This window comes from Amycolatopsis nigrescens CSC17Ta-90, assembly GCF_000384315.1.
GTDB lineage: Bacteria > Actinomycetota > Actinomycetes > Mycobacteriales > Pseudonocardiaceae > Amycolatopsis > Amycolatopsis nigrescens.
This window is the reverse complement of the sequence record NZ_ARVW01000001.1, coordinates 1155763-1167472: the sequence shown is the minus strand read 5'-3', so window position 1 is coordinate 1167472 and position 11710 is coordinate 1155763. Positions and strand designations below refer to the sequence as shown.

The window sequence follows — 11710 nt, the reverse complement described above, 5'->3', positions numbered from 1 at the left end:
GGTGACGTCCAACGAAGACGGCCTGCTGGCCGAACGCAACCCCTGGCCCGAAAAGCTCGAATCCCGACTGAAGGACCAGTTCACCTTCCTGATCGAGGTGGACCGGCTCAAGACCGTGCTGCGGCAGTCCCCGCTGGCGGCCGTGGACCGGCGGGAGAACGACGCCGAGCATTCCTGGCACCTGGCGCTGATGGTCACCATGCTGGCCGAGTACGCGGACGAACCGATCGATGTCGGGCGCACCGTGGAACTCGTCGTGCTGCACGATCTGGTCGAGATCTACGCCGGGGACACCCCGCTCTACGACACGGCCGCCGCCGTGGACCAACAGGAACGCGAAGAGGCCGCCGCGGACCGCTTGTTCGGCCTGCTGCCGCCCGACCAGGCCACGCTTTTCCGAGCCAGGTGGGATGAGTTCGAGGCGCGCGGCACCCCGGAGGCCAGGTTCGCCAAGGCGATGGACCGGTTGCAGCCGATGTTGCTGAACTGGATCGCCGAAGGTGGCACCTGGCTGAGCCACGGCGCGACCGCGGACACCGTGCGCGCCCGCACCAGCTCCATCGGCGACGCGTCCGCCGTGCTCTGGGACGCCGGCCAGGCGCTGATCGCGGAGGCCGACCGCCGCGGCTGGACCACCCCCACCGGCAAATAGCCGGCTTTTCGCCCTGGGTCAGGTCGCGTCGGCGACCACGCAGGTGATGTTGTCCGGTCCGCCGGCCTGGTTGGCCAGTTCGATCAGCCGGCGCACCGCGGCCTCCCGCTCGGCCGCTGTGGACAGTGTTTCGGCGATCGTGTCCGGTGCGACCACCGAGAACAGCCCGTCCGAGCTGAGCAGGTAGCGATCGCCCGGCCTGGCTTCGCCGCACCACAGGTCCGGTTCGCCGGAACCGTCGCTTTGCAGCGCCCGCATCAGCATCGACCGGCGCGGATGCCCTGCCGCTTCGTCCGCCGGGATGCGGCCGTCGTCCACCAGGCTCTGCACCAGCGTGTGATCACGGGTGAACTGCCGCAGTTCGCCGTCGCGGAGCAGGTAGCCGCGTGAGTCGCCGACGTGCGCAACGGCGAAGCGGCCACCGGCCCAGAGCATCGCGGTGAGCGTGGTGCCCATGCCGTGCAGGGCGGGGTCGAGCCGCGCGTGCTCGACCAGCCGCCGGGCGATGTCCGCGACACCGGCGGACAGGGTGGCCGCCAGATCCACCCCGCGAAGGTCCAACCCGGCCATGCTTCTGTCCAAATCGGACAGTGCGGCGGTGGCGACCGCGCTGGCTACTTCGCCGTGCGGCTGGCCGCCGATGCCGTCCGCGACGGCCAGCAGGCGTGGGCTCGCGTACGCCGAGTCTTCGTTCAGCGGGCGTTTCAGGCCGGGGTCGGTGCCGACGGCGTAGCTGAGGCCCAGGTTGAGGTTGTTCATGCGACCAGTAAATCAGTGGTTGATTCAGTTCACAAGCAAAACGGGTGTGGACCTGCGTTGTGCGGTGATCTAGGGTGAGTACATGAGTCAGGACGCCACCGTGAACGCCGCCGACATCGCCAGGCTGGTCGACGTCGGCCGCGCCGCGGTGAGCAACTGGCGGCGCCGCCACGAGGACTTTCCCCGGCCGGTGGGCGGTACCGCGTCCAGCCCGCTGTTCTCCCTCGCCGAGATCGAGCAGTGGCTCCGGCGCAACGGCAAGGAGTTCCGGGTCTCGCTCGCGGACAGGGTGTGGCAGCTGGTCCGGGCCGGTGACGACCTGAGCCTCGGTCGCCGGGTCGGCCGTGCTGGCGCGACCCTGCTGCGGCTGCGTGACGGCCGGGACGGGAACGAGGTACGCGACGACGATCCCGAGCTGGTCGCGTTGCTCACCGAGCTGGCCGTCGAGCGCGGGCACGCGGCCGCTTTTGAGTTCCTCTGCGAGCGCTACCTCGAGGTGCACTCGCGGCGGCTGGCGGTCACCCCACCCGAGCTGGCCGCGCTGATGGTGCGTTTGGTGGCAGCCGCGGGCGGCACCCTGTACGACCCGGCCTGCGGGCTCGGCACCTTGCTGCTGAACGGGCCGCAGGCCAGGGCGACCGGGCAGGAACTGAGCGGCACGGCCGCTCCGATCGCGGCCTGCCGGCTCGCCCTCCGCGACGTCGATGCCCAGGTGGCCACCGGCGACTCCCTGCGTGCTGACGCCTTTCCCGGGCAGCTGGCGGACGCCGTGGTCTGCGACCCGCCGTTCAACGAGCGCGCGTGGGGTTATGACGAGCTGACCGGCGATCCGCGCTGGGTGCACGGCCTGCCGCCGCGCGGCGAATCGGAACTGGCCTGGGTGCAGCACTGCCTGGCGCATGTACGGCCGGGCGGCAAGGTCGCCGTGCTGATGCCGGCCGCCGCGGCCGGTCGCCGTCCCGGCAAGCGGATCAGGGGCAACCTGCTGCGGTCGGGCGCGCTGCGTGCGGTGATCTCGCTGCCTTCGGGCGGCCAGGACCTGTGGGTGCTGTGCCGTCCGGAGGAGGGCGCACGGCCGCCGTCGTGGCTGCTGCTGTTCGAAGCGCCCAATCTGGCCGCGGTGGAGTCCGCTTGGCGCGGTTATCTCGAAGACCCGGAGCGGGCCGGCGCGGTCCGGATCATCGACCTGCTGGACGACCACGTGGACCTGAGCCCGGCCGGGCAGCGACCGCCCGGTGAGGCCGTCGCCGGGGACTATCTCGAGGCGCTGCACCGGTTTCAGGCTCTCCGACGGACGCCGCCCGCGCTGGTGGCGGAGCCCGAGCGGCGGGCGCTGCCGGTCGGCACGCTCGGCGAGCTGGTCAAAGCCGGCCTGCTCGGTATCGAGCACGCGCCGGCCAGGCTGCCCGCCGAAGACGGTGACCTGCCGGTGCTGACCGCGGACGACCTTGCCGCAGGCCGGCCGCCGACCGGGCGTACCTCGGCCGCACCTGGGCTGGTGTGGATCGAGCCCGGTGACGTGGTCGCGTCCGTGCTCGGTGCGGCCAGGATGCTGGACGAGGGAGGCATGGTGCTCGGCCCGTCGCTCACCCGGTATCGGACAGACCCCGATCATCTCGACCCGGACTTCCTGGCGGGCTGCCTGCGGGCGGCGGCGCCGCGCACCCGGTCCGGTTCCAGCCGGATCGATGTCAGACGGACCAGGATCCCGCGCATCCCGCTGGCTGACCAGCAGGGTTACGCCGTCGCCTTCCGCCGGTTGATCGAGCTGGAGGACGCGCTGCGGGCCACGGCCGCGCTGGGGGAGTCGCTGGTGACGCTAGGCTTTGCCGGACTCATTGACGGACATCTCCGGCCGGACGGCTAGGGGGAAGGTGCGGATGCTCATCGCCGACCGGTACGAGCTCGACGAGCTCCCGCTCGGCCGGGGCGGTATGGGCGCGGTGCACGGCGGGCGCGACAAGCATCTCGACCGCCGGGTGGCGGTCAAGTTCCTGCAGCTGCCGGGCGGGCCGGACGACGAGCTGGAGCGGCGGTTCGTCCGGGAGGCCCGCATCCTGGCCAGGCTGGAACATCCCGGTGCGCCGGTGCTCTACGACTTCGGCACCTTCGAGCAGCGGCTTTTCCAGGTGCTGCAGTTCATCGACGGGGTCACCGTGGCCGACCTGGCTGGCGAGTACGGGCCGCTGCCGGTGCCGTGGGCCGCCGCCATCGGCGCGCAGGCCTGCGCGGTGCTCACTGCGGCGCACCAGCTGGCCATCTGCCACCGCGATCTCAAGCCGACGAACCTGATGCTCTGTCCCGATGGCGCGGTGAAGGTACTGGACTTCGGGCTGGCCATGCTGCGCGAGGCCGACGTCGCGCAGTTCACCAGGGCGGGCCAGATCCTCGGCACCCCGGCCTACATGGCGCCCGAGCAGATCCAGCGCGGGGTGGCCGGTCCGCAGAGCGATCTGTACTCACTCGGCTGTGTGCTGCACGAAATGCTCACCGGCCGCCAGCTGTTCACCGGCCCGACCGCGTACGCGGTGTTCGAGCGCCAGGTGAAGGAGCGGCCGTCGCCGGTGCCCGGGGTGCCGGCCGAGCTGGACCGCCTGATCCAAAGCCTGCTGGAGAAGGACCCGTCGAACCGCCCATCGGACGCGGACGCGCTCTACCGCAGCCTGGCGCCGTTCGCGGAGGATTTGCCGCACCTGCCCGGTTTTCTCGCCCCGCCCGGCAGCCCGAGCCCCGGCCGGATGTACGCCCGCGTCCTCGGCCACGTGCGCTGAATCGGCTCAGTGCCCGCGTTCTCGACGGGCCGTCAGTGCCGGGTGGCCGTTGAGTTGGAGTTTGCCGATCGTGCTCGGCTTGATCTCGGCCCCGTCGGCGATCGAGTGCACCAGGCCGTTGTAGAGCAGGTCCCAGATCCGGCGGTCGCGCTGGAACTCACTGAAGGTGCGGCTCATGCCGTGCTTGGAGTCGTCGAAGATCTCCAGGTACAACTGGCCTTCGCCGTAGACGACGTCGATCTTCTTCAGCTCGTAGATCTTGAGCCAGTTCCGCCGCTTCCACCGGCTCTGCTCCCACCGCCCCAGCCGACACCGTCTCGACATTGAACGGATTCGACATCAGGTAGGTGGTCACAATGATCCCCAGCCAGGCCCACCAATAGCCCAGAATTTCCAGCCCATCCCCGGCGAACAAGGAAATCGGCCCATCCCGGGAGGCGGTTTCGGTTTTCGCGATAGCCGGATGTCGCGGTGACGATCGTGCTCGGGTTCCTTGTCGTTGCCGATGAACCCTGGACCATGCGGTGGAAATGGCTGACCAGTGCGCGGGTCAGGCAGGTGCGGCAATCGGCTGGACGCCGGGCCTCCGTCCTTGTCGCTGGTCACTACTGCGTCCTGATGCCCTTACACGGCGGCGTGGGCCGCGAGTCGCCATGCGGCGTACTCGCGGGCGACCTTAGCCCGTCGCGCCGCACCCGGTTGGGGGTCCGTGACCGCGCGATGTGTCCAGAGACCGGCGACATACACCGCGAAAGCGGTCAGCGCTTCTTCTGAGACGTCCGACCAGGCGGTCAGTTTCCGGGCCCACGACTCCGCGTCCGCCGCTGCGTGGCCGGATACCATCAACCGGATCACCAGAAAGGCCGCGTCGACCCACTTGGCGCCCGCGGCGGGCCATCCCCAGTCGATGACATGGACCTCGCCGCGCGCGCCGATCACGAACTGGTCCGCGTGGAGATCGGTGTGCAGAAGGTGGTCACCATGGACCAGTTCGGGAGCCCTGCCCGTCCAGTCGGCCAGCAGGTTCACATCGTTCACCCAAACATGCTCCGGTGCCTCTTCGGCGAGTTTCCGCCACCACTGCCCGCCGGCCCATCGATCGCGTAACGGCCGAAGCCCGGTTCCCGGTAGCGCGGCGATGCGATCCACAGTGGACGCTACAGGGGTCAGGTCGGCCGAGTCGGGCGTCAGGACCGCGGCCCGGCCGACGATGTGCTCGAAACCCACCACGAGCCAGTCGCCCACGTCCTCGTGGAACAGCACCTCCGGCGACACTCCCGGAGCAAGAACACCAGCGGTCGCCTCATTCCTCAGCCAACGCATCCGGGGGCTGACCCCACGGACTCCCTTGAGAAACACCAGCCGCCCGTCGGCCCGGTGCAGAGTGGTGGCCACATCACAGGACTGCCCGCCCGGTACGCTGGTCGCCTCGGCTACCGGGCCCACGTGGCCCTGGACGATGTCCTGAACTGCTTCGGGCAGTTCGCTCCACTCGTGCTGTACTGGCACATCAACCCTTCCGGAGGTACTGACTGGGATCGTGGGTTATTTGTTGGTGTCCGTGTTCTCGTTGCCATCTTCACCTGACGCACGGCACCCGTCGTCGCCGCTACTGCACCTGGCCGCGTTGGCCGACGCGGACGAGGGCAAGATCGGGTGTGTACCCGGAGGCTCGGATCGCGCCCAGCGTGACCTTAGCCCATTTCGGGTACTCGTCACCGCAGCACAGTGCCGGTCTGTCGTTGTTGTCGTCGGGCACGTGATGAATGAATCGACCCGCGATATCCCGGCAGAACCTCTGGTAGGCGCGAGTGTCGAGTAGGAAGGTGTGCCATCCGATGTCTACCAGTGGGCTGGGTGACAGGTCCAGTTCTGGATGTTCGGCCGCTGTCTTGGCACGGCCTCTGACCGAGTGAGATCAGCCTGCGACGGTGATGACCATGGCGACGCGAAGGCCCATGGTTTCGGCGTATTTCTGGACTTGCACCACGCGGACTTCGCTGCGGGCGCCTTGTTCGAGGCGGCAGATGGTGGCCGGGCTGACGCCCATGCGGTGGGCCACTTCCTTCTGGCTGAGGCCGCGTTGGCGTCGCAGCCGGACCAGTTCGGTCATCACGGCCACGAACTCGGCGCCGTTGCGTTCCGCGAGCGGCGTCTCAGAATGCATGGTGTTCGTCCTTTTTCGGAGCACCGGGATGGTCGCCGAGGATCGGTATCCCGTTGGCTCGCCGATAGATGTAATCGCATTTCCAGCACTGGAAGGTGCGCAGCGGCCGGTGGCCGTACTCGACCGTCCACTTGAGACCGCAAAGCAGGGTGACCGCCGTTCCGGTTGGCAGCGGCCCGCTCGTGGTGGCGATATGCCACCGGCTCCCGATGATCGGGTACCAGGGAGTCATCATTCGACCGGCCACCGCGTGACGATCAACCGGTGCGGGTACCGCCGGAGCCAGGAACAGCAAGCCCCGCAAAGGCGGCCGGCCGTGTCGAACTCGCCGCTCAGTTCGCGACGAGGATGCGGGGGAGTGGTCCGCAGTTCCCCGCATACCGGCAGCACTTCGAAGACCGTGTGATCGCGGAGCTCGCGATCCCGGTAAAGGTGCGGTTTGTCGCCGCGCCGCATCCGGAGCTGGACCGGAATCGGAGCCACTTCTTCTTCGCGTGCCATCAGCACTGTCACCTCCCCTGTGGAAGGCGACGCTAAAAGTGACCGGCTCCACCTCGTGCACAAGATGTGCACAGGCGGGTTGTTTCACCCGATAGGTGCCACGCCGACACGCCAGGCAAGTCCGCGCAACTCGCGACCGCCCGCATCCCGCCGGGCCCGGCGAAGCTGGTCTGACACGGCTTCGCGAACGAAGGGGTTCACTCGTACCTGTTGTGGGGTCAGGGTTTCAGCCTGCAGTAGCGCGCGCAGGCCGTTTTCCCGAGTTTGGCGATCCTGCAGGAGGCCACGCCCGAGATCCATCCAGAACGCGCCTTGCCTGGAGATGGGCATCCGCTGCCATTCCACGGTGCGCGCGATTTCGGCGATCTTTCCCCCGTCGCCCAGTTCGGTGCCGATGGCCACACGCCAGATTCCGACATTGGCCGGACTGAAGTTGAGGGTCCCCATGCCCCAGGATGATGTCGGGCTCACTTCTCGCGCCATCCGGTCGGCATCATCGAGATGTGCCCTTGCGGTGGATCCATCGCCTTGGGCGGCTGCTGCCATCGCGGCGGTCAGATGGCTCATGCCTCTGGATTCCAGGCGGGCACCCGGGAATTCCACGCTCGCCATGGCCAGGTCGTACTGTCGGCGACGTGATGCCGCGCTGAGGAACTGGGCGCGCACCCAGGCGGAAACGGCCAGCCACTCGGGCTGGCCCAGGAGTTCGGCGGCCGCGCGCACGCGTTCGCCCGCTACGTAGGTCAACTGCCGCTTGCCGAGCCGGGCTGCGACATTTCCGGCCGCATAATATGCGGTCATCAGGGCTTCGAGCGCGGAGTACCGGTGCTCGCTGTGCACATGGAACAGCAGGTCGCGAATCAGCAGCGGCAGGATCTCACCCTGTCCGGCGTAGTCCGACCGCGGGCGCAGTACCGTAGTGAGCCGGTCGGTCTCGGCGGCGGCGAGTGCCCACGGCCGAGGTGGCAGGTCATCCGGGATTTCGCCAGGCAACCATTCGGTCAGCACGGATTCGATGGCGTCCAGTGCAGCATGCGCATCGCTGCCGACCGGATCGGTCGGTGGGTATGGCGCACCGGTCAGTTCGGTCGGTGCGACGCGCAGTGTCTTCGCCAGCGCTTCGAGCACCCGCCGGTTGTTCACCGGCTTTTCGCCGCGTTCGATCTGTCCCAGATAGGTGTAGGAGATTCCGGAAAGCTGAGCTGCCGCACGGAGGGTGAGCTGCCGCCACGAACGAATCTCCCGCAGGCGACGCCCGAGCTCGGAACCGTCACCTGACGGCGGGTGGTTGAACACGATCAGCCTGACGTCAGGCCGATAGGTGCTACGCCCATCTGCCAAGCGAGGTAGCGCAGTTCGCGCCCGCCGGCGTCCCGGCGTGCCCAGCCCAGCAGGTCGGTGACCGCTTCGCGGGCGAACACGTTGTTGCGGACTTTCTCCGGCGCCAGCTTCTCTGCCTTGAGCAGGGCAGCAAGGCCGCGTTCGCGGTGTTTGCGCTCGGCGAGCAGGCCACGCCCGTAGTCGAGCCAGAACTGGGCTTGGCGATGGGCCACGGGAAGGGTTTCCAGCGGGCGCATGGCTGCGGCGATTTCCGCGACCTTCGCCCCATGGCCGAGCTCTACGCCGATCGATACTCGCCAGACATCGACATTGGTGCGGTTGAAGTCGGTCTTCGTCCAGGGCTTGTCGTCGGTGTCGATGTGCGCAGCGAGTTCCGCCGCCTCAGTGAGGCGACCTTGTGCGGTGTCCGCATCGCCCTGTGCGGCAGCGGCGAGTGCGGCGGTCAGATGGGCCATGCCCCGAAGGTGCGGGGGAATCTCGTCATCATCTGCGATGCCCACCGCGAGCTGGTACTGCCGTGACCGGTTGCCGCCACTGATGATCTGGGCTCGCCGCCAGGCGACATCCGCGATCTCTACCGGGTCGCCGAGTTCTTCGGCGGCTTGGCGCATTCTTTCCATGGCAAGTGCGGGCAGGCCACGGAATCCGAGGTCGAACGCGACATAGGTAACCGATTTGTACGCACCGATCAGGCCACGTAACGCGGCATCGCGCGTGGTCGGCTCCGCGGCCGAGACGAGCAGATCTCGGATCAGCCGGGGCAGTAGTTCGGCCTGCTCCAAGTAGGCGGCCCGTGGACGCAGAACCTTGTTCAGCCGGTCCACGTCGGCCAGAACCGCCGACCATGGGCGCCGAGGTGAGTCCGGCACTTCACCGACCCACCAGCCGCTGATCGCATCTTCGACCGCCGTCATGGCCGCGTGCGCGGCGTTCGAAGCCGGATCCAAGGGGGCGTAGGGCTTGCCGGTCAGTTCCGTCGGCGACACCCGGAGGGTACGCGCCAGTGCTTCGAGGACCCGGCGACTGTTGACCGGTCGTTCACCGCGCTCGATCTGCCCCAGGTAGCTGTACGAAATTCCGGACAGCTCGGCCGCCGCACGAAGGCTGAGCCGCCGCCATGAGCGGATTTCGCGTGCCCGGCGGCCGAGTTCGGTGACAGGGTCCATGCGGGCATCACTCCCTTGGCCGAACTTCCGGACTCCGGGCCTCCAGGGTAGCTGTTACCCGGGTGGACCAGTGGTGATCGCGGGAGGGCCCAGCACCGTGAGCGGAGGAGCGGGGTCGGTGTAGGGCTCGACCTGCACCAGGGCGTGCTGGCCGGTGCTGCCCTGGCCGAGTTTCGACGTGGGCACGTCGCCGGTGAGCACATTGGGGTTGCCGTGGCGGCAAAAGCTCGGGTCCGCCGGGTCCGGGTCGTACCAGGCGCCGGTGGAAAGCTGGACCACACCGGGGCGGACCGCGCTGCTCAGCACCAGGCCGGCCAGGCAACTGCCGCGATTGTTGAACACGCGCACCACCGCACCGTCCGCGAGCCCCCTGGCTGCCGCGTCCGCCGGGTTCATCCTGGCCGGCTCGCGGCCGTGGATCTTCGTCGACTGGCTGTGCTCGCCCATGTCGAGCTGGCTGTGCAGCTTGGCCTTCGGCTGGTTCGCGATCAGGTGCAGCGGGAATACCTCGGCCTGTGCACCGCCGAGCCATTCCTCCGGTTCCAGCCACACCGGGTGCCCCGGGCAGTCCGGGTAGCCGAAACCGTCGATGGTCTCCGAAAAGATCTCGATCTTGCCGCTCGGCGTGCTCAGCGGGTGGCCCTGCGGGTCCGCGCGAAACTCGGCCAGCAGCACCTGATCCCGGTCGGGAACCGGGATCTCCAGCACGTCGCTGTCCCAGAACTCGTCGAACGACGGCAACTCGTGGCCCTTGCGTCCCAGCCTGTCCCGCCATTCCGTGTACAGGTGCCGCAGCCAATCCTGCGCGTCACGGCCTTCGGTGAACCGGTCCGCTACCCCCAGTTGCTTGGCCAGCTCGGTGAAGACCGTGTAGTCGTCGCGGGCGTCCGCGTGCGGCTCGGTCAGTGCGTGCATCGGGAAGAACAGCGAGTCCTTGCGGCCGGCGCCGAAGTCGTCGCGCTCGATGGACATCGTGGACGGCAGCACGATGTCCGCGTGCCGCGCGGTCGCGGTCCAGAACGGCTCGTGCACCACCACGGTGTCCGGCCGGGCGAAGGCTTCGCGCAGCCGCGCGAGGTCCTGGTGGTGGTGGAACGGGTTGCCGCCGCACCAGTACACCAGCCTGATGTTCGGGTAGACACGACGCTCGCCGTTGTAGTCGTACTCCTGCCCGGGGTTGAGCAGCAGATCGGCGATCCTGGCCACCGGGATGAACTCGTCGATCCCGTTCTGCCCCTGGGGAAGCGACGGCGCCGACGCGATCCGCCGCGGCTGCCCGACATCGCTGCTGGACCCGTAACCATGGCCGAAACCGCCGCCGGGCAGGCCGAACTGGCCCAGCATGGCGGCCAGCACGACACCGAGCCACAGCGGCTGCTCGCCGAACCGGGCGCGCTGCAGGGACCAGCTGACCATGATCATCGTGCGCGAACGCGCCATCTCCCTGGCCAGCTCGACCAGCCGGGCCACCGGAACACCGGAGATCGCCTCGGCCCATTCCGGGGTCTTGGCCACCCCGTCGGACTCGCCGCGCAGGTAGCGCGCGAACTTCGGGTAGCCCACCGTGCAGCGGTCCAGGAAATCGTGGTCGGCAAGGCCCTCGGCGTCCAGCACGTACGCCAGCGCGAGCATCATCGCGGCGTCACTGCCCGGCCGTGGCGCGATCCACTCGGTCTCCGCCTCGGCATGGTCGTCGTCTGCGAGCGGGCTGACCGAGACGAACCGGCAGCCGCGCGCCCTGGCCTGCTTCACCCAGGACTGCTGCTCGTGCCGGCCGATGCCGCCGGGAGCGACCACCGAGTTCTTCTCGGAGAGTCCGCCGAAGGCCACCACCAGCTCGGTGTGCCGCGCGAGCACCGGCCAGGACGTGGACGCGGCCAGCAGCCACTCCAGGTTGCCGATCACGTGCGGCGTCAGCGCTTCGGCCGCGCCGTAGCTGTAGCTGCCGACCGAACGCACGTACCCGCCGAGGCTGTTCAGGAACCGGTGCACCTGGCTCTGCGCGTGGTGGAACCGGCCCGCGCTGCCCCAGCCGTACGAACCGCCGAAGACCGCGCGCGGCCCGTGCTCGCCGTACACCCGCCGCAACTCGGCGGAAAGCAGTTCCAGCGCGGTCTCCCAGGACACCGGCACGAACGGCTCGTCACCACGTCCGGGTGCGCCCGGCCCGTGCTCGGCCCAGCCCGCGCGCACGTGCGGCCGGTCGATCCGCACCGGATGATGCTGGGCCGACGCGATATTGCCGATCAGCGGCTGCGGCTCCGGATCGCCCTTCCACGGGCGGACCTCGGTCAGCCGCTGCCCGTCACCCTCCGCTTCGAAGGTTCCCCAGTGCGTCAGATGCAGGACCATG

11 protein-coding genes are annotated in these 11710 nt (G+C 68.8%); 3 read left to right on the top strand and 8 right to left on the bottom strand.

Going from position 1 to position 11710, the window contains the following annotated elements; translation table 11 throughout:
- Position 1: 1 nt before the first annotated feature.
- Positions 2–652 carry an HD domain-containing protein gene (locus AMYNI_RS0105365; protein WP_020666956.1) on the top strand — a complete coding sequence of 217 codons (651 nt, stop codon included), beginning with the start codon at positions 2–4 and terminating at the stop codon, positions 650–652.
- 18 nt (positions 653–670) lie between these two features.
- Here the strand turns inward: AMYNI_RS0105365 and AMYNI_RS0105360 are convergent, their stop codons facing one another.
- The gene (locus AMYNI_RS0105360; RefSeq protein ID WP_020666955.1) at positions 671–1411 is read right to left on the bottom strand and encodes a PP2C family protein-serine/threonine phosphatase; all 741 of its coding nucleotides are present in this window, start codon (positions 1409–1411) and stop codon (positions 671–673) included.
- A gap of 82 nt (positions 1412–1493) precedes the next feature.
- On the opposite strand from AMYNI_RS0105360, the gene AMYNI_RS0105355 reads away from it, so the two are divergent.
- Together AMYNI_RS0105355 and AMYNI_RS0105350 are read left to right on the top strand one after the other, a co-directional pair.
- On the top strand, positions 1494–3278 hold the full coding sequence (locus AMYNI_RS0105355; protein ID WP_020666954.1) for an N-6 DNA methylase: 1785 nt from the start codon (positions 1494–1496) through the stop codon (positions 3276–3278).
- A 13-nt stretch (positions 3279–3291) separates the two neighbouring features.
- The gene (locus AMYNI_RS0105350) at positions 3292–4182 is read left to right on the top strand and encodes a serine/threonine-protein kinase (RefSeq protein ID WP_020666953.1); all 891 of its coding nucleotides are present in this window, start codon (positions 3292–3294) and stop codon (positions 4180–4182) included.
- A 6-nt stretch (positions 4183–4188) separates the two neighbouring features.
- On the opposite strand, the gene AMYNI_RS0105345 is transcribed toward AMYNI_RS0105350, so the two are convergent.
- The 7 genes from AMYNI_RS0105345 to AMYNI_RS0105310 form a co-directional block, all read right to left on the bottom strand.
- Positions 4189–4506, bottom strand: coding sequence for a hypothetical protein (locus AMYNI_RS0105345; RefSeq protein ID WP_020666952.1), 318 nt, complete (start codon positions 4504–4506; stop codon positions 4189–4191).
- A 300-nt stretch (positions 4507–4806) separates the two neighbouring features.
- Positions 4807–5577 carry a hypothetical protein gene (locus AMYNI_RS0105340; RefSeq protein WP_245573875.1) on the bottom strand — a complete coding sequence of 257 codons (771 nt, stop codon included), beginning with the start codon at positions 5575–5577 and terminating at the stop codon, positions 4807–4809.
- Positions 5578–6100: 523 nt separating this feature from the next.
- Complete coding sequence (locus AMYNI_RS43635) at positions 6101–6349, bottom strand: helix-turn-helix domain-containing protein (protein WP_020666950.1); 249 nt, start codon at positions 6347–6349, stop codon at positions 6101–6103.
- Positions 6339–6596: a hypothetical protein gene (locus AMYNI_RS0105330; RefSeq protein WP_157357259.1), complete on the bottom strand. Its 258-nt coding sequence runs from the start codon at positions 6594–6596 to the stop codon at positions 6339–6341. Before AMYNI_RS0105330 ends, AMYNI_RS43635 begins: the two co-directional genes overlap by 11 nt.
- Positions 6597–6934: 338 nt before the next feature.
- Complete coding sequence (locus AMYNI_RS0105320) at positions 6935–8191, bottom strand: helix-turn-helix domain-containing protein (protein ID WP_245573874.1); 1257 nt, start codon at positions 8189–8191, stop codon at positions 6935–6937.
- Positions 8149–9357: a helix-turn-helix domain-containing protein gene (locus tag AMYNI_RS0105315; protein WP_020666946.1), complete on the bottom strand. Its 1209-nt coding sequence runs from the start codon at positions 9355–9357 to the stop codon at positions 8149–8151. The genes AMYNI_RS0105320 and AMYNI_RS0105315 overlap by 43 nt, the downstream gene beginning before the upstream one ends.
- Positions 9358–9411: 54 nt before the next feature.
- Complete coding sequence (locus AMYNI_RS0105310; RefSeq protein WP_020666945.1) at positions 9412–11709, bottom strand: molybdopterin guanine dinucleotide-containing S/N-oxide reductase; 2298 nt, start codon at positions 11707–11709, stop codon at positions 9412–9414.
- Position 11710 lies beyond the last annotated feature (1 nt).